Below are 17,917 nucleotides of genomic sequence, written 5' to 3'. Positions count from 1 at the left end.
AACGATCAACGCGGCAGCGGGCGCCGCGGTTGGCAGCATTACACAACAGCAACATGCGGCTCAGCGGCCCGCCTCTGAAGCCGCAGACGCGGCAGGGGCAGGCGCTTTCGGCGCGGCCTCGGCGGGCGGCTCGTTGTCGTCCTCCGGCTCTTTCTCGTCTGGCGGATCGCCGTCGTACACGAGGTTGCGGCGGCGCTGCAGATAGGCATCGCGCACGAACACGTATCTGTCGAGTGCGATGTCGTTGAGCATGCCGGTTGCCCCGAGCAGGTTGGCACGCTGGTTGACGGCCTGCAGCCCGGCCGTGGCGAGCTTGGCGGTGTTGTTGTGCATGGCGAGCGCGGGCGAGACCTGCACGTCGAGCGGCAGCGCGATCGAGTCGCGCAGCGTTGACGGGCCGATCACCGGCCACACCACATACGGCCCAGGGGCCATGCCCCAATAGCCGAGCGTCTGGCCAAGGTCTTCACCCTGACGATCGGCACCGAACTCGCTGGCCACATCGAGAAACCCGCCCAGGCCGAACAAGGTATTCGTGCCCACTCGCACCATGTCCTGCAGGCCGTTGCTGAACTTCCCCTGCAGCATGTTGTTCACCGCCGACCACACGTCGGACACATTGCCGAAGAAGTTGTTGACGCCCCGACGCACCGGCTCGGGCACGACCTTGGTGTAAGTCGTGGCGGCGGGTTTCAGCACGGTCTCGTCGACCTTGTCGTTGAACTTGTAGACCTTGCGGTTCCAGCGCTCCCACGGGTCGATGCGCTCGGAGCGCGATGTGGGCCCCGGCGTGGAGCCGGTGGTGGCGCAGCCGGTGAGCAGCAGCACCCACAGTGCCGCGAGCACGAGTGCCAGTCTGCGCATCACTTCTTCGCGCCAGCCGGAGCGGGTGCCGGTGCGGGTGCAGCCGAGCCGGCGTCGGCCGCCTTGTTGTAGAGGAACTGGCTGATGAGGTTCTCGAGCACGACGGCCGACTGCGTCTGCGTGATGACATCACCCGGCGCCAAGTTCTTTTCCGACGCACCGGGCTCCAGGCCCAGGTACTGCTCGCCGAGCAGGCCCGCAGTGAGGATCTTGGCCGAGCTGTCTTTCGGGAACACGAACTTCTTCTGCATCTGCAGCACCACGTTCGCCTGGTAGCTCTTGTCGTCGAAGCCGATCGATTCGACACGCCCGACCACCACGCCGGCACTCTTGACCGCCGCGCGCGGTTTCAGCCCACCGATGTTGTCGAACTTCGCCGTCACCGGGTAGGTCTCGTCGAAGTTCAAGCTCAGCAGGTTGCCGGCCTTGAGCGCGAGGAACAGCACCGCCACCGCGCCGATCAGCACGAACAACCCGACCCACACATCGTGACGAGATTTCTGCATCGCCGTCGCTCCCTTTGCTTCTCTTTCAGTCAGATCGAAAACATCATCGCGGTCAGCACGAAGTCGAGTGCCAACACCGCCAGCGAGGCCATCACCACGGTTCGCGTGGTGGCGGCCGACACACCCTCGGGCGTGGGCCTGCACGTATAACCCTGCAGCAGAGCGACGAAGGTTACGGTGAACCCAAAGACGACGCTCTTGACCACGCCATTGCCCACGTCGGCCCACACCTCCACGCCGCCCTGCATCTGCGACCAGAAGGCGCCTTCGTCGATGCCGATGAGCGGCACGGCCACCAGCCACCCACCGACGATGCCCACCGCGCTGAACACCGCCGCCAGCAGCGGCATCGCCAGCACACCGCCCCAGAAGCGCGGTGCCAGCACCCGCTTCACCGGGTCGACCGCCATCATCTCCATCGCGGCCAGCTGCTCACCGGCCTTCATCAGGCCGATCTCCGCCGTGAGCGAGGTGCCGGCGCGCCCCGCGAAGAGCAAGGCAGTGACCACCGGCCCGAGCTCGCGCACCAGCGAGAGCGCCACGAGCAGCCCCACGGCCTCGGCAGAACCGTAGCGCTGCAAGGTGTAGTAGCCCTGAAGCGCAAGAACGAAACCAACGAACAGCCCGGAGACCGTGATGATCGACAAGGAACGGTTGCCGAGGAAGAAGAGCTGGTCGACCACCAGGCGCATGCGAGCGAAGGCGACGCCGACCAGCGCCACCAGCTGCACGAAGAGCCGAGCGCCCACCCCGAGGTCGACCAGCTTGGACCGCACTTGCAGGCCCAGCTCGGCCGGATGCAGCCACTTCATGTGCGCCTCCCCAGGCCGAAATCTTCGGCCACCGGCACCGCAGGGTAGTGGAAGCGCACCGGCCCGTCGGCACTGCCGCCGACGAACTGGCGCACGAGCGGGTCGTCGCTGGCGCGCATCTCCGCCGGTGTGCCTTGCGCCGCAATGCGGCCGTTGGCGATGAAGACCACGTGGTCGGCGATGAGGAAGGTCTCATCGACGTCGTGCGACACCACGATGCTGGTCACGCCCAGCGCATGGTTCAAGTCCTTGATCAGCGTGGCCGCCACGCCCATGGAGATGGGGTCGAGGCCGGCAAAAGGCTCGTCGTACATGATGAGGTCGGGGTCGAGCGCGATGGCGCGCGCCAGCGCCACGCGCCGGGCCATCCCGCCCGACACCTGAGAGGGCAGGAGATCGCGCGCACCGCGCAGCCCCACCGCGTTGAGCTTCATCAGCACCAGGTCACGGATCATGGCCTCCGACAGATCGGTGTGCTCGCGCAAAGGAAAGGCGACGTTCTCGAAGACGGTGAGGTCGGTGAAGAGAGCGCCGAACTGAAACAACATGCCCATCCGCCGACGGATGGCATACAGCCCCTTGGCATCGAGCGTGGCCATGTCGACCCCGTCGAACATCACCTGCCCACTCATGGGCTCGAGCTGCCGCCCGATCAAGCGCAGGACGGTGGTCTTGCCGCCGCCCGAAGTGCCCATCAGCGCGAGAACCTTGCCGCGGGGCACGGTGAGGTTCACGCCTTCGAGAATGACCCGGTCGCCGTAGCCGCAGGTGACGTTGCGCAGTTCGATCATCGCGATGGGCCTGTTGACTCCTGGAGCAGGTTTGGGGGTCTGCGTTCTCGCTGACAGGCGGACCGCCTAGCGGGACATCCGGCATTGGATCGGCCGGCGCAGCGCAGAGAATGTATCGCAGGCGCGCATGACCTTGCCGCCGGGCACGCGGACCGGCGCATTTCTGACCAGGATGGCAACTTCGAGCGATTCCTTTCGACACTCCTCTAGGGTGGGCCGGTCTGTGGCGCTGGCGCTTCTGGTGGTTGCCGTCTCCGTCGGCCATGTGTCGCTGCCATGGCTGATGCCATACAGCAGCCGGCAGCTCGAGTTCGCGTCGAGGGCCCCGCAGGAGCCCGTGACACTGGTCGAGTTGAAGACCGCTCCCGACACGCTGCGCACGCCACCCATCGTCGCGGCGAAGCGCGACACCCCGCCAGCACCGGCCCCACACAAACCGCCCGCCCCCCGCGCGGCAACACCACAAGCCGCACCAGCCCCCGCAGCGGCCGACGAACCAGCGCCCGCCCCTTCGGCAACGCCACTCGATGGCACCGGAGGCGAAGCCGCGGTGCTCTATGCCGTGAGCGGCCAGTTCGGTGGCCACGCCGTGGGGGGCAGCGCCACCCTGCAGTGGAAGATCGAACCAAGCGGATACCTCTTGTCGCTGCAGGTGACCGGATCACGGCAGTTCAAAACCGTCTTCGCATGGGACCTCAGGACACGCGGCAGCTCATCCGGCGGAAGCATGTCCCCGGATGTCTACGAAGAAGAACAGCGCACGACGGGTGAGGGCCAGCAGTTGCGCGCCGTGCAATTTTCGGACAACCCCGCGCAGGAGCCCGGCACCGGCCCGAGACTCGACCCCTTGAGCGCCTTGCTGAAGCTGAGCAACGACCTGCACCTGCGCCCGCAGGAAGAAGCATCGCAGCCCTACCCCGTCGTCGTGCGCCTGGCGGGGCGCAGCCTGCACTTGAGCCTGGTGCGGGAGGCTGAGGAGGACCTTCCCACCTCGTGGGGGAACCTGCGCACCGAGAAATACGTCACGAAGTACCCCAACGAGTTCTACTTCGGCCCCCAGGTGACGCTTTGGCTGGCACCAAGTTTGCGCCATGCGCCCATACGGGTGCGCGTCGAGGAGCAAGACGTCGCACGGCTCGATTTCGACATGCTGTCCGAACCCGTCGCCTTCCCCACCTGGCGTTAGAGCCGTCGACATGAGCAGCGCCGCCGTCCGTCGGCCACAAGCTGCCTCCCGTCGAAACACCAGCGACGGGCCCAGCGGCCGTCACTATGCTGGCCACACTCAGTTTTCTCCCATTCCGCCATGAATAAGGGCCTCCAGATGTCGACCGCTCACCCTGCCCCCTCCCGTCTAGCTCGTGGCTTCACGCTGATCGAAGTGATGATCGTGGTCGCCATCGTGGCAATCCTGGCTGCGGTAGCACTCCCGAGCTATCGCGACTACATCCTGCGAGGCCACCTCGTCGATGGCACGAATGGGCTGCTGACGATGAGAGCCGACATGGAGCGGTACTTTCAAGACAACCGCACCTATGCGTCGACCGGAGGCTTCAACCCGCCGTGCCTGACCGCACGTACCACCGACGCGTTCACCGTGAGCTGCCTCGCGGCGCCTACCGCTTCGACCTATGTTCTGACCGCCGTCGGCCGAAATGCCGCCACCGGCTTCACCTTCACCCTCAACCAAGCCGACGCACGCGACACCACGGCACTCATCACCGGCTGGGGCACGCCGAACTCCGGCTGCTGGATCATGAAGCGGGGGCAGACGTGCTGAGCCCTTTGGCGCATCACACGCACATGGCCAGCAAGGCCCGCTCGAACGGGGTCACCCTCATTGAGCTGGTGATCACTTTGGCGCTGTTCGGCCTGCTCTTCAGCCTGGCACTGCCATCGTTGAGCACCTGGATCCGCAACAACCACATCCGCAGCACCGCCGAGATCGTGCAAAGCGCCCTGCGGACTGCGCAGCAGGAAGCCGTACGCCGCAATCGCACGGTGGTGTTCTTCCTGACCTATGCGACACCGATGGTGGGCGCGCCTGCCGGCTTCGGCGGGCGCAACTGGGTCGTCCAGTACGTTCCGACAGCAATCGACATGCCGGTGGCCCCTGAGCCCGTCGTGCAGACCGGCCGGATGAGCGAAGTGGGCTCCAACAACGTCGTGGCCCTGGCGACCAACTCGCTGGGCAACGTAACGGCCATCTGCTTCAACTCGAGTGGCCGGATGACCACCGCGACCGCCGCGACGACGGGCGTTCCGAATGGCGACTGCAACGCAGCAGTCACCACCTTCAACATCTCGCAAGCCACCGGCACCACCGACCGCCCGTTGCGCGTGATCGTCGACATTGGCGGCCGGGTGCGCATGTGCGACCCGAACCGCCCTTCAACCGCCCCCGAGGGATGCTGACATGCAGCACAGAACTTCCAGACCACGACAGGGCGGCTTCACGCTGATCGAAGTCCTGGTGGCCATCCTCATCTGCTCCATCGGCCTGCTCGGGCTCGTGGGCTTGCAATCGCGGGCCATGCAGTACTCGATCGGCGCGGAAGACGTGACCCGTGCCGCCCGTCTGGTAGACGAGGCGGTCTGGGCCATCCAGGACCAGGGAACGCTGCCGCTGCGCCAGTCGGCCTACGACGCCTGGCGGCAGCGAGTCCAGGACCCGGTGGTGGGCTTTCCCTACGGTGAGGGCGAGATCGTCGCCGACCCGCTCATCGCCGGGGTGGTCCGCATCACGATCACATGGAACCCGCCGGATTCCCCCAGCGGCGCGCAGCCCCGCCGCTACACCACGGAAGTGGGCCTATGAGATCCGCCATGCACAAGACCGCCCCATCCGCTGCCAAAGGCTTCTCGCTCATCGAACTGCTGGTGGCCATGGCCATTGGTCTCGTGGTGACGCTTGTGATCACGCGCGTGCTGATGCTGTCAGAAGGCCAGAAGCGCACGTCGACTGCACTCAACGATACCGTGCAGTCGGGCGCTTATTCGAGCTTCGTGCTAGAGCGCGCCATTCGGCAGGCCGGCACGGGCTACACGCAGAAGCTGACTGAACTGTTCGGCTGCCGCATCAATGCGGCGCGCGTGAGCACAGGGGGCCCGCTCCTGCCGGCCACCGCACCTTTCGACGCTCCGTTCGCAGCCGCATCGCAAATGCGGCGTCTGGCCCCGGTGCTGATCGAGAAAAACGCCGCCGACTCCGGCGGACAAACCCGCGGCGACGTCATCACGGTGCTTTCAGGCGCTGGCGGCAAGAGCGAAATGCCCATGCGGGCCACATCGTTCAACCTCGCACTGCCCATGAGCTTTTCCTTGCCGTTCACGGGCGAGTACAGCGTCGGCGACCTGGTCCTCATCGGCGGGGACCGCGCGGCCGGTGGCCAGCGCGAATGCATGGTGCAACAGGTCTCGGCCATCGCCGGCAAATCGCTGATTTTGGGCGGCGACTACTTCAGTGCGACCGGCAGCACGGTGAACTACGCCGACTTCGCCACCATGAGCGTGGTGTACGCGGCGCAGATCGGCAAAGGCCAACCGCCTCTGCCTGCACCGCAGACCCCGCCGAATCCTCCGCTCTTCCAGATGTTCGGCGTGGGCGACAACAACACCCTCTTCGCGCTCGACCTGTTGAAGACCGGCTCGACTGCAGCAGCCAACCAACCACAGCCAGTGTCTGACAACGTGGTCGAGGTCCGCGCCTTGTATGGCATCGACGCCAACTTCGATCACATGCTCGACACTTGGTGGGACCCGGCCACGTCACCCTTCACATATGCCGAGCTGACCAGTGGGTCGGGTGTTGCCCTCGCCGACCTCAAGCGCATCACCTCCATCCGCCTCGGCCTGATCACGCGCTCTCCGGTGCAGGAGAAACTGCGTGACGACGGCACGCCCGTCAGCCCCGAGCAGGTCGTACTGTTCCCTGGCCTCACGAGTTCGGGCGGTGCCCAACTGCAGTACGTCAGAACGCTGACGGCCGATGAGCGGAATTTCCGCTACCGCACCTACGAAACCATCATCCCGTTGCGCAACATGCAATTTGCACCATTGCCATGAAGAACCGCCCTACGCGAATTCAAACTGGCCGCCCACCCGGCCGCGAACGTGGCGTCGTGCTGCTGTTCGCACTCATTGCCGTTCTCATCATGATGGTGGGCGCGGTGGCTCTTGTCAGATCTTTCAACAGTTCCCTGTTGAACACCGGGAGTCTCGCGTTCAAGAAAGACCTCGTCCATCGCAACGAAGCGGCGATCGCCCGGGTCATTGCGATGGCCAAGGAGCCAACCAACCTTGCGAACCCGACCATTTCTGCGGCGCGGTACCTGACGATGAACTACAGCCCGCAGATCTTGGCTTACAACCACCAGGGCATTCCCAATCTGCTGCTGATGAACGACGCCGACTTCAACAGCTCCGGGCTCGCCAACAGCAGCCACGACATCGTGATCACTGGCGATGACGTGCGACTGCGCTATGTGATCGACCGGCAGTGCGACAGAGACGGAGCCCCATCGCTCGACAACTGCGTGACGGGCAATCCAGGCATTCCAGGCGGCCGTGCCGATACGCCGATTAAAGCTGAGAACGCCAGTAGCGGCGGCTCCGGCGCGCTCACAGTCGTGCCGGTCTACAGGCTGTCGATCCGCGCCACCGGCCCGAAGGGCACCCTGGCGTTCTATCAAACCACCTTCACGCTTCAGTGAGGCACCCCATGTTCCAGTACACCCTTAGCTCGCTGCGTCGGTCACTCGTGACCCTTGGCGCCAGCACCCTGGTTGCGGTGGGTTCGATCGTGCAGGCACAGACGCCGCTCGCCGACCAACCGCTCTTCACCAACAACCCAGTGCCCGGCAACTTGGCGCTGGCTCTGTCGGTCGAGTTCCCGACCGCGGTGAGCGTTGCCCACATCGGCAACTACTCGAACGCCAGGACCTACCTCGGCTACTTCGACCCCGCCAAGTGCTACAGCTATCGCTCGAGCGCGACGGACAGCACCACCGCGCCCAACACCGCCGCCCCAGACAGCTACTTCTATCCGGTGGCCATGGCGTCGGCTACGCACACCTGCACCGGCCAGTGGAGCGGCAACTTCCTCAACTGGGCGACGATGCAGACCATCGACCCGTTCCGCTGGGCGCTGACGGGCGGATCGCGCGTCATCGACACCGCGACGCTCACGGTCCTTGAAAAGGCCTGGGCCTCTGGCCAAGGCGGCACCGGCAACTTCCCGAATCGTTCGATCACGAACAGCACCGTGCTCACGGGCGCCACGCCGCTCACATCACTGTCGCGGATCTACATGCGAGTGGAAAGCATGGGCAATCGCCTGCGCTTCAGCAACAACGAAAGCAACCTCACCAACGGCACGACTCCGGTTCACTACAACAACACGACCGGCGCCAACAACGTCGTCTATGAAGTATTCGGCCGGGTGAAGGTCTGCGACAGCGCCGTCGGCATCGAATCGAACTGCAGGGCGTACGCCTCGAACTACAAGCCCGAAGGGCTGATCCAGCAGTATTCCGACCGCATTCGTTACAGCGCCTTTGGCTATCTCAACGACGGCAATGTGCAGCGCGACGGTGGCGTCCTGCGCGCCCGGCAGAAGTTCGTCGGACCGACCCAGCCGGTCGTGGGATCCCCGCCCACTGCCAACCCGGTGCGCGAGTGGAGTGCCACCACAGGGGTTTTCAATCTCAACCCTGACGCCGCTGACGCCGCCACCACAGCGACCATTTTTAACACCCCGGTTGCCAACAGCGGTGTCATCAACTACCTTAATAAATTCGGCGCTTCGGGGTCCTACAAGACCTATGACCCGGTCGGCGAGCTCTACTACGCTGCCGTACGTTACTTTAAGAATCTCGGCAACATCGACACCTGGACGAACGTGGGCAACGCTGGCCCCGGCATGCGGGCGCAGTGGGTGGACAACTTCCCGGTAATCACAAACTGGGACGATCCCATCCAATATTCCTGCCAGCGCAACTTCATCCTGGGGATCGGTGATACCAACACGCACGCCGACAAGAACGTCCCGGGCGCGGGGTCCCTCACCGCTAATGAGCCGGCCAAGCCGAGCTTTGGCGACACGATCAATGCCGTCACCGCGACCAATCGCATCGGCGTGATGGAAGGGCTGGGGGCATCGCTGGGCACCGTCAACCCCTACAACGGCTGCTGCACCAACAACAGCGCGCTGATGGCGGGGATTGCCTACGACGTACACACCCGCGACATCCGTCCTGACGTCAACTCGCAGCCGAATACGCTTGGCATGCAGACGATCTCCACCTACTGGCTCGACGTCATGGAGTACCAGACACTGAAGCCGAACAACCAGTTCCTGTTGGCCGCGAAGTACGGTGGCTTCGAGGTGCCGGACGGCTTCAACCCTGCCACGCGCACTACGGCCTTGCCTCAGGCCTGGTGGCACACCAACGCCGACACCCTGCCGGATGGGGGCGGGCCACGCCCCGACAACTACTTCACCGCAGGCGCGCCGGACCAGATGATCGCCGGCCTAACACGGGCCTTCTTTGACATCGCGTCGCGCATCCGCGCCTACACCACCTCGTTCTCGACCACGCTGCCCCAGGTAGCGCAGACCGGGAACGCTAGCTACAGCACGCTCTATGACTCGCAGAGCTGGACCGGCGAAGTCCAGGCCAATGTCCTGAACTTCGATACCGTCACTGGAAACCCGGTGCTGGAGCAGCCGCCCGTCTGGTACTTCTCGAACCGGCTCGAAACCCAGGCCAGCAGCGGGGGCTGGAACACCGGGCGCCGCATCGCAAGCTGGGACCCGGTTTCGCGCACCGCCGTGGCATTCCGTGCGACGGGCGGCTCCCGCCTGACCAATGCACAGCTGGCCACGCTCGACACCGCCTACGACACCAACAACGACAGCGCCAACTACCTCAACTATCTCCGCGGTGATCGCACCAACGAGATCAACTCGACGGCGACCGGCAGCACCCGTGCCTACCGCACGCGCTCCACGCTCGTCGGCGACATCGAAGGATCGAAGGCCGTGCCGGTCGGCAAACCCGACTATCCGTTCTCGGATGCCGACAACCCGGGCTACGGCGCTTTCAAGGTCGCGAACCAGAGCCGCCGCACCGTGGTATACGTCGGTTCTAACGACGGCATGCTGCACGCGATCGACGGCACGCTCACCGCCGCCGGCGGGAGCGAACTTTTCGCCTACGTACCCTCCGTACTACTCAACGGGGCAACCAACACCCCCGGAGTCAACGGGCTGGCGGCCCTGGGCCGCTCGCCTTATGTGCACAAGTATTTCGTGAACGCGACCCCTGTCACCTTCGACGTCGACTTCCACAACACCCGCAACCCCGACCCGCTCGTCACGGCCCCCGATTGGCGGACCATTCTCGTCGGCGGCCTCGGCAAAGGCGGCAAGAGCTTCTACGCGCTTGACGTGACCAACCCGGACTTCAATGCGACCAGCGAGGGCAATCTCGTCAGCAAAGTCCTCTGGGAGTTCACCGACCCGGACATGGGGTACAGCTACGGCGCCCCGCTCATCGGCAAGACCCGCAAGTACGGCTGGGTGGTTGTGCTGACGTCGGGCTACAACAACGGCAGCAGCTTCGGCTACATCTACCTCGTCAACCCGCGCACCGGCGAATTGCTCGAAAAGATTGCCACGCCGACGTCGAGCAACGGCTTGGCACAGGTGAATGGCTATGTCGAGCGCTACGACGCCAACATCATGGACACGCTGTATGCCGTCGACCTCGACGGAAACGTCTGGCGTGTGAACTTGACCGGCCTCACTGGCAACTACCCTGCACCGGAGCTGCTTGCCATCGCCACCGACGACAACGGCGCTCGGCAACCCATCACCGCCCGCCCCGTCATCGAAGTAGACCCGCGCACCAACACCCGCTTCGTGATGGTTGGCACGGGCAAGCTGCTCGACACGACCGACATCGGCTCGACCCAATATCAAAGCTTCTATGCCATCACCGACGGTAACGGGCGAGATGGTGGATTCGCCCCCATCTCGGCGCCGGTCAGCAAGTCGAACTTGGTCCGGACCACCGACCCGGTGAACCCGCCGACCATCGACTATTCGACCCGGCGCGGCTGGTACATCAACATCAACGAACTTGATGCGGCCACGGCGTCTGGCCCGCCGTACCGGGTGGTCACGGTTCCGTCGACCTTCTACGGTACGGTGACCTTCGTGGCAGTTGCTTTGGTGAACGACCCCTGCAGTCCCACCGGCACCAGCCGCATCATTGGCGTGGACTTCTACAACGCACAGTCGCTGCTGCTCTCGTCGGTGACCAACGAGCGTCTGCCCTTCGTGCAGATCGCCAGCAACGTGACCGACATCAAGGACCTGAGCGTGAACGGCAAGCGCGAGATCATCTTCGGCGATGACCGAGGCGGTCTCAGCCAAGTCCGAAGCGCACCGCCCCCAGGCAAGCCGCCTGGCCGCCTTAACTGGCGCGAGATCCAGACACTGAGCAATTGATCGACAACCCCGGGGCCTGGGAAGGCTCCAGACAAAAGGCGGGCACATGCCCGCCTTTTTAAATGGAGAACAGGTGCTCAACGCGGGAGGTCGCTCACCCCCATCAGAAACTCGTCCACAGCCCGCGCCGCCTGGCGCCCTTCGCGGATGGCCCACACCACGAGCGACTGCCCGCGGCGCACATCACCCGCCGCAAACACCTTGGCCACGTTCGTCACGTAGCCGCCAGTGAAGTCGGTCGTCGCCTTGGCGTTGCCACGCGCGTCCTTGTCGACACCGAAGGACTCCAGCATGCTGGCCACCGGGTTCACGAAGCCCATCGCCAACAGGACCAGATCGGCCGGGATGATTTGCTCGGAGCCAGGCACCTCGGTCATCTTGCCGCCCTGCCATTCCACACGGACGGCCTTCAGCGCCTTGACCTTGCCCTTGTCCTTGCCTTCGCCGCCGATGAATTCCTTGGTGGCGATGGCGAACTCGCGCTCGCAGCCTTCTTCGTGGCTGGAGCTCGTGCGCAGCTTGATGGGCCAGTAGGGCCACACGAGCGGCTTGTCTTCCTGCTCGGGCGGCATCGGCATCAGCTCGAACTGGGTCACGCTTTTCGCGCCGTGGCGGTTGCTCGTACCCACGCAGTCGCTGCCGGTGTCACCGCCGCCGATCACGACGACGTGCTTGCCGTCGGCGCGCAGCTGGTCTTTGAGCTTGTCGCCGGCGTTGACCTTGTTCTGCTGCGGCAGGAACTCCATCGCGAAGTGCACGCCATCGAGGTCGCGGCCCGGCACGGGGAGGTCGCGCGACTGCTCGGCACCCCCGGCCAGCAGCACGGCGTCGAACTGCTGCTGCAGCTCTTCGGCCGAGATCGTTTCCTTCGCCCAATTGGTGACCTTGCTGCCTTCGGGCAGCTTGCCCACCAGCACGCCGGTCTTGAAGACGACACCTTCCTTTTCCATCTGCGCCGTGCGGCGGTCGATGTGCGACTTCTCCATCTTGAAGTCGGGGATGCCATAGCGCAGCAGGCCGCCGAGGCGGTCGTTCTTCTCGAACACGGTCACGTCGTGGCCGGCGCGTGCCAGCTGCTGCGCAGCCGCGAGACCGGCCGGGCCGGAACCGACCACCGCCACCTTCTTGCCGGTTTTCGCCTTGGGCAGGCGCGGCTGCACCCAGCCTTCCGCCCAAGCGCGGTCGATGATCGCGTGCTCGATGCTCTTGATGCCCACCGCGTCGTCGTTCACGTTCAGCGTGCAGGCGGCCTCGCACGGTGCGGGGCAGATGCGGCCGGTGAACTCGGGGAAGTTGTTGGTGGAGTCGAGCACGGCCCAGGCGTTCTGCCAGTCATTGCGGTACACGAGGTCGTTGAAGTCCGGAATGATGTTGTTGACCGGGCAGCCGTTGTTGCAGAACGGCGTGCCGCAGTCCATGCAGCGTGCGCTCTGGACCTTTGCCTCGTCTTCCTTGAGGCCGATGACGAATTCCTTGTAGTTCTTCAGGCGCTTCTGGACGGGCTCGTAGCCCTCTTCCAGACGCTCGTATTCCATGAAGCCGGTGACTTTTCCCATGATCGTGTCTCGTTCGAATTGCTACTGAACGCTCAAGCCTTCGCGCGGCTCTTGCCGCCGGACTTGGCGTCGCTGCCCTTGGCGCGGGCGATCGTGTCGCCGGCTTCCTTGGCCGCGCTCATCTCGCCCAATGCGCGCTTGTATTCGTTCGGGAAGACCTTCACGAACTTGCCGCGAGCGTCGGCCCAGTGGTCGAGGATCTCGCGTGCGCGCAGGCTGCCGGTCCAGCGGTGGTGGTCGTTGAGCAGCTTCTTGAGGATGGCCTCGTCGGTTTCGCCACGGTGCCACACGGACTTGTCGGACGCGGCTTCCTGTTCAGCAGACGGCACCACCTTTTCAAGCGACACCATCGCCGTGTTGCAGCGCTTGGCGAACTGGCCATCTTCGTCGTACACGTAGGCCACGCCACCGCTCATGCCGGCTGCGAAGTTGCGACCGGTCTTGCCGAGCACGGCGACGGTGCCGCCCGTCATGTACTCGCAACCGTGGTCACCCGTGCCTTCGACAACGGCTGTCGCACCGGAGAGGCGAACGGCAAAACGCTCGCCGCCCACACCGCGGAAGAAGGCCTCACCGCTCGTCGCACCGTAAAGCACCGTATTGCCGACGATGATGTTGCGCGCTGCATCGCCACGGAAGTCAATGCTCGGGCGCACGACCACGCGGCCACCCGACAAGCCTTTGCCGGTGTAGTCGTTCGCGTCGCCGATCAGGTACAGGGTGATGCCCTTGGCGAGGAAGGCGCCGAAGCTCTGTCCGCCAGTGCCTTCGGTCTGGATGAAGACCGTCTCGTCAGGCAGGCCCTCGGGATGGTGGCGCACGAGCTCGCCCGACAGCATGGCGCCGACGGTGCGGTTCACATTGCGCGTCTGCTCGATGATCTGCACCTTCTCGCCACGCTCAATAGCAGGCTTGCACTTCTCGATCAACTTGACGTCGAGCGCACGGGCCAGGCCGTGGTCCTGCGATTCGACATGGCGGCGGGCCACTTCGGCAGGAGCCGCCGGCAGGTGGAAGACGCGGCTGAAGTCCAGGCCCTTCGCCTTCCAGTGCGAGATGCCCTTCTTCGTGTCGAGCAGATCGGCGCGGCCGATCAGGTCGTCGAACTTGCGGATGCCCAGTTGCGCCATGATCTGGCGCGCTTCCTCGGCGACGAAGAAGAAGTAGTTCACCACGTGCTCGGGCCGGCCCTGGAACTTGGCGCGCAGCACCGGGTCTTGGGTGGCCACGCCCACCGGGCAGGTGTTGAGGTGGCACTTGCGCATCATGATGCAGCCCTCGACCACCAGCGGTGCGGTGGCGAAGCCGAATTCATCGGCGCCCAGGAGTGCACCGATCACGACGTCGCGGCCGGTCTTCATCTGGCCGTCGGCCTGCACGCGCACACGGCCGCGCAGTCGGTTGAGCACCAGCGTCTGCTGCGTCTCGGCGAGGCCCAGCTCCCACGGCGTGCCGGCGTGCTTGATCGACGACCAGGGCGACGCACCCGTGCCGCCATCATGGCCTGCGATCACGATGTGGTCGGACTTGGCCTTGGCCACACCCGTCGCGATCGTGCCCACGCCCACTTCGGACACGAGCTTCACACTGATGTCGGCGCGCGGGTTGGCGTTCTTCAGGTCATGGATGAGCTGCGCCAGGTCTTCGATCGAGTAGATGTCGTGGTGCGGCGGCGGGCTGATGAGACCCACACCTGGCACCGAGTAACGCAGGAAGCCGATGTAGTCGGACACCTTGCCGCCCGGCAGCTGGCCGCCCTCGCCCGGCTTCGCGCCCTGGGCCATCTTGATCTGGATCTGGTCAGCCGAGGCGAGGTACTCGGTCGTGACGCCGAAGCGGCCCGAGGCCACCTGCTTGATCTTCGAGCGCAGCGAGTCGCCGGCCTTCAAGTCGTAGTCGGCCTCGACCACTTTCGTACCCACCACGTCGGAGAGTTTGGTGCCGTCGGTGATCTTGATGCCCTTGAGCTCGTTGCGATAACGCGCTGGGTCTTCACCGCCTTCGCCGGTGTTGCTCTTGCCGCCGATGCGGTTCATCGCAACAGCGAGGGTCGCGTGGGCTTCGGTCGAGATCGAGCCGAGCGACATCGCACCCGTGGCGAAGCGCTTCACGATTTCGGCCGCCGGCTCCACCTCGTCGAGCGGGATGGCCTTGCTCGGGTCGAGCTTGAACTCGAACAGGCCGCGCAGGGTCATGTGGCGACGCGACTGATCGTTGATGATCTGGGCGTATTCCTTGTAGGTGTCGTAGCGGTTGGCGCGCGTGCTGTGCTGCAGCTTGGCGATCGCATCCGGCGTCCACATGTGCTCTTCGCCGCGGGTGCGCCAGGCGTACTCGCCGCCGGCGTCCAGCATGCCGGCGAGCACCGGGTCGTCGCCGAAGGCGGCCTTGTGCATGCGGATGCCTTCTTCCGCCACGTCGAACACGTCAATGCCGCCCACCTGGCTGGCCGTGCCGCGGAAGTACTTGTCGATCAGCGACTTCTCGAGACCAATGGCCTCGAAGAGCTGCGCACCGCAGTACGACATGTAGGTCGACACGCCCATCTTCGACATGATCTTCGAGAGACCCTTGCCGATCGCCTTCACGTAGTTGTAAATCGCCTTCTCGGCCGACAGGTCGCCCGGCAGCTCCTTGTGGAGCGACGTCAGCGTCTCCATCGCGAGATAAGGGTGCACGGCTTCTGCGCCGTAGCCAGCAAGCACGGCGAAGTGGTGCACCTCGCGCGCCGAGCCCGTCTCGACCACGAGGCCGGCGGTCGTGCGCAGGCCCTCGCGAACCAGGTGCTGGTGCACGGCCGAGAGCGCGAGCAGCGCGGGGATCGCGACGTTGTCGCGGTCCATGCGGCGGTCACTGATGATCAGGATGTTGTGGCCGCTCTTGATCGCGTCCACGCTCTCGGCGCACAGGGAGGCGAGCTTGGCTTCGACACCTTCGTCACCCCAGGACAGCGGGTAGGTGATGTTGAGCTCGTAGCTCTTGAACTTGCCGTTGGTGGTCTTCTCGATCTCGCGCAGGCGGGCCATGTCGGCGAAGTCGAGCACCGGCTGCGAGACCTCGAGCCGCATCGGCGGGTTGACCGCGTTGATGTCGAGCAGGTTGGGCTTGGGGCCGATGAAGGACACGAGCGACATCACCACCGCTTCGCGGATCGGGTCGATCGGCGGGTTGGTAACCTGCGCGAACAGCTGCTTGAAGTAGTTATAGAGCGGCTTGTTCTTGTCCGACAGCACCGCGAGCGGCGAGTCGTTGCCCATCGAGCCGGTGCCTTCTTCGCCGGCTTGCGCCATCGGGCTCATCAGGAACTTGAGGTCTTCCTGCGTGTAGCCGAAGGCCTGCTGGCGGTCGAGCAGCGATTCGCTGAATTCGGAAGCGCTGCCGATGGCTTCGATCGAGTCGAGGCGCACGCGCACGTTCTCGATCCACTGGCGGTAGGGCTTGGCGAGCGCAAACTGGTTCTTCAGCTCTTCGTCTTCGATGATGCGGCCCTGCTCGAAGTCGATCAGGAACATCTTGCCCGGCTGCAGCCGCCACTTCTTGACGATCTTGTTCTCGGGGATCATCGGCAGCACGCCGGATTCCGAAGCCATGACGACGAGGTCATCGTCGGTCACGATGTAGCGCGAGGGGCGCAGGCCGTTGCGGTCGAGCGTGGCGCCGATCTGGCGGCCGTCGGTGAACACCATCGAGGCGGGGCCATCCCACGGCTCCAGCATCGCGGCGTGGTACTCGTAGAAGGCACGGCGGCGATCGTCCATCAGCGTGTGCTGTTCCCACGCCTCGGGGATCATCATCATCGCGGCATGCGCGAGGGAATAGCCGCTCATCGTGAGCAGTTCCAGCGCGTTGTCGAAGGTCGCGGTGTCGGACTGGCCTTCGAAGCTGATCGGATAGAGCTTCTGCAGGTCGTCACCCAGCACCGGCGACTTCATCACGCCTTCGCGGGCACGCATCCAGTTGAAGTTGCCCTTCACCGTGTTGATTTCGCCATTGTGGGCGACCATGCGGTACGGGTGGGCGAGCGGCCACTCGGGGAAGGTGTTGGTCGAGAAGCGCTGGTGCACGAGCGCAAGCGCCGAAGTCACGCGCGGGTCCTGCAGGTCCTTGTAGTACTTGCCGACCTGGTCAGCCAGCAGCAGGCCCTTGTAGATGATCGTGCGGCAGCTCATGCTGGGCACGTAGTACTCGTGGCTGTGCGTGAGCTTCAGGCGCTGGATGGCGCTCGAGGCCGTCTTGCGAATGACGTACAGCTTGCGCTCGAGCGCGTCGGGCACGATCACGTCGGGGCCGCGGCCGATGAAGACCTGGCGGATGATCGGCTCCTTGGCGCGCACGGTAGGCGACATCGGCATGTCGGTGTCGACCGGCACGTCACGCCAGCCGAGCAGCACCTGACCTTCGACCTTGATCGCGCGCTCAACGGCCTGCTCGCAAGCAAGGCGCGAGGCGTGTTCCTTGGGCAGGAAGATCATGCCGACGCCATACTCACCGGGCGGCGGCAGTTCCACGCCCTTGGCGGCCATCTCGGCGCGGTAGAACTCGTCGGGGATCTGGATCAGGATGCCCGCGCCGTCGCCCATCAGCTTGTCGGCGCCGACGGCACCCCGGTGGTCGAGGTTCTCCAGGATCTTCAGGCCCTGCTCGACGATGTGGTGGGCCTTCTGGCCCTTGATGTGGGCGACGAAGCCGACGCCACAGGCGTCATGCTCGTTGGCCGGGTTGTACAGGCCGTGTTCGGCGCTGTCTTGAAGTTCTGCAGGGGTAGGAACACCCTTGGCGGCCTGGTTCATGGCGCACTCCATCTCGAAACGGGGATGTCCCGAGAATACTGCGGCGCAGCAGACCGTTCAATCGAAATAAAGGGTGTCTGTCC

The 17,917-nt window shown here is 64.7% G+C and carries 13 protein-coding genes; 7 read left to right on the top strand and 6 right to left on the bottom strand.

From position 1 onward, the window contains the following. Positions 1-60 precede the first annotated feature (60 nt). Genes RXV79_RS04440 through RXV79_RS04425 form a run of 4 tightly spaced genes read right to left on the bottom strand, consistent with a single transcriptional unit; the run spans position 61 to position 2,973 of the window. Positions 61-864, bottom strand: a complete 804-nt coding sequence (locus RXV79_RS04440) for an MlaA family lipoprotein (RefSeq protein ID WP_316702267.1) — start codon at positions 862-864, stop codon at positions 61-63. Further along, entirely contained in the window at positions 864-1,370 is a 507-nt protein-coding gene (gene mlaD, locus RXV79_RS04435; protein WP_316702266.1) for an outer membrane lipid asymmetry maintenance protein MlaD, read from the bottom strand. Before mlaD ends, RXV79_RS04440 begins: the two co-directional genes overlap by 1 nt. Before the next feature lie 29 nt (positions 1,371-1,399). Further along, positions 1,400-2,182, bottom strand: coding sequence for a lipid asymmetry maintenance ABC transporter permease subunit MlaE (mlaE, locus tag RXV79_RS04430; RefSeq protein WP_316702265.1), 783 nt, complete (start codon positions 2,180-2,182; stop codon positions 1,400-1,402). Further along, positions 2,179-2,973, bottom strand: a complete 795-nt coding sequence (locus RXV79_RS04425; RefSeq protein WP_316702264.1) for an ABC transporter ATP-binding protein — start codon at positions 2,971-2,973, stop codon at positions 2,179-2,181. The genes mlaE and RXV79_RS04425 overlap by 4 nt, the downstream gene beginning before the upstream one ends. A gap of 127 nt (positions 2,974-3,100) precedes the next feature. Here RXV79_RS04425 and RXV79_RS04420 point away from each other — a divergent pair, with 127 nt between their 5' ends. The 7 genes from RXV79_RS04420 (at position 3,101) to RXV79_RS04390 (ending at position 11,488) form a co-directional block, all read left to right on the top strand. Next, the gene (locus RXV79_RS04420; RefSeq protein ID WP_316702263.1) at positions 3,101-4,159 is read left to right on the top strand and encodes a DUF3108 domain-containing protein; all 1,059 of its coding nucleotides are present in this window, start codon (positions 3,101-3,103) and stop codon (positions 4,157-4,159) included. Positions 4,160-4,279: 120 nt separating this feature from the next. Beyond that, positions 4,280-4,753 (top strand): type IV pilin protein, encoded by a 474-nt coding sequence (locus RXV79_RS04415; protein WP_316702262.1) that lies wholly within the window; start codon positions 4,280-4,282, stop codon positions 4,751-4,753. A 23-nt stretch (positions 4,754-4,776) separates the two neighbouring features. Beyond that, positions 4,777-5,388, top strand: a complete 612-nt coding sequence (locus RXV79_RS04410) for a GspH/FimT family pseudopilin (RefSeq protein ID WP_316702261.1) — start codon at positions 4,777-4,779, stop codon at positions 5,386-5,388. Between the two features lies 1 nt (position 5,389). Then, positions 5,390-5,791, top strand: coding sequence for a type IV pilus modification PilV family protein (locus RXV79_RS04405; RefSeq protein WP_316702260.1), 402 nt, complete (start codon positions 5,390-5,392; stop codon positions 5,789-5,791). A gap of 8 nt (positions 5,792-5,799) precedes the next feature. Next, entirely contained in the window at positions 5,800-7,038 is a 1,239-nt protein-coding gene (locus RXV79_RS04400) for a PilW family protein (protein WP_316702259.1), read from the top strand. After that, on the top strand, positions 7,035-7,685 hold the full coding sequence (locus RXV79_RS04395; RefSeq protein WP_316702258.1) for a hypothetical protein: 651 nt from the start codon (positions 7,035-7,037) through the stop codon (positions 7,683-7,685). The genes RXV79_RS04400 and RXV79_RS04395 overlap by 4 nt, the downstream gene beginning before the upstream one ends. Before the next feature lie 8 nt (positions 7,686-7,693). Continuing rightward, complete coding sequence (locus RXV79_RS04390) at positions 7,694-11,488, top strand: pilus assembly protein (RefSeq protein ID WP_316702256.1); 3,795 nt, start codon at positions 7,694-7,696, stop codon at positions 11,486-11,488. A gap of 77 nt (positions 11,489-11,565) precedes the next feature. On the opposite strand, the gene RXV79_RS04385 is transcribed toward RXV79_RS04390, so the two are convergent. Further along, positions 11,566-13,044: a glutamate synthase subunit beta gene (locus tag RXV79_RS04385; protein WP_316702255.1), complete on the bottom strand. Its 1,479-nt coding sequence runs from the start codon at positions 13,042-13,044 to the stop codon at positions 11,566-11,568. A 32-nt stretch (positions 13,045-13,076) separates the two neighbouring features. Beyond that, the gene (locus RXV79_RS04380; protein ID WP_316702254.1) at positions 13,077-17,834 is read right to left on the bottom strand and encodes a glutamate synthase-related protein; all 4,758 of its coding nucleotides are present in this window, start codon (positions 17,832-17,834) and stop codon (positions 13,077-13,079) included. Positions 17,835-17,917: the final 83 nt, after the last annotated feature.

The organism is Piscinibacter gummiphilus (assembly GCF_032681285.1).
Classification (GTDB): domain Bacteria; phylum Pseudomonadota; class Gammaproteobacteria; order Burkholderiales; family Burkholderiaceae_C; genus Rhizobacter; species Rhizobacter gummiphilus_A.
Note: the sequence above shows the minus strand (reverse complement) of the source record. Positions and strands in the feature narration are given on the sequence as shown.

Bases quoted from the DNA above. Each gene is read 5' to 3' on its own strand.
- RXV79_RS04440 (WP_316702267.1), bottom strand. From the start codon at position 864: ATGCGCAGACTGGCACTCGTGCTCGCGGCACTGTGGGTGCTGCTGCTC.
- mlaD (WP_316702266.1), bottom strand. From the start codon at position 1,370: ATGCAGAAATCTCGTCACGATGTGTGGGTCGGGTTGTTCGTGCTGATC.
- mlaE (WP_316702265.1), bottom strand. From the start codon at position 2,182: ATGAAGTGGCTGCATCCGGCCGAGCTGGGCCTGCAAGTGCGGTCCAAG.
- RXV79_RS04425 (WP_316702264.1), bottom strand. From the start codon at position 2,973: ATGATCGAACTGCGCAACGTCACCTGCGGCTACGGCGACCGGGTCATT.
- RXV79_RS04420 (WP_316702263.1), top strand. From the start codon at position 3,101: ATGACCTTGCCGCCGGGCACGCGGACCGGCGCATTTCTGACCAGGATG.
- RXV79_RS04415 (WP_316702262.1), top strand. From the start codon at position 4,280: ATGAATAAGGGCCTCCAGATGTCGACCGCTCACCCTGCCCCCTCCCGT.
- RXV79_RS04410 (WP_316702261.1), top strand. From the start codon at position 4,777: ATGGCCAGCAAGGCCCGCTCGAACGGGGTCACCCTCATTGAGCTGGTG.
- RXV79_RS04405 (WP_316702260.1), top strand. From the start codon at position 5,390: ATGCAGCACAGAACTTCCAGACCACGACAGGGCGGCTTCACGCTGATC.
- RXV79_RS04400 (WP_316702259.1), top strand. From the start codon at position 5,800: ATGCACAAGACCGCCCCATCCGCTGCCAAAGGCTTCTCGCTCATCGAA.
- RXV79_RS04395 (WP_316702258.1), top strand. From the start codon at position 7,035: ATGAAGAACCGCCCTACGCGAATTCAAACTGGCCGCCCACCCGGCCGC.
- RXV79_RS04390 (WP_316702256.1), top strand. From the start codon at position 7,694: ATGTTCCAGTACACCCTTAGCTCGCTGCGTCGGTCACTCGTGACCCTT.
- RXV79_RS04385 (WP_316702255.1), bottom strand. From the start codon at position 13,044: ATGGGAAAAGTCACCGGCTTCATGGAATACGAGCGTCTGGAAGAGGGC.
- RXV79_RS04380 (WP_316702254.1), bottom strand. From the start codon at position 17,834: ATGAACCAGGCCGCCAAGGGTGTTCCTACCCCTGCAGAACTTCAAGAC.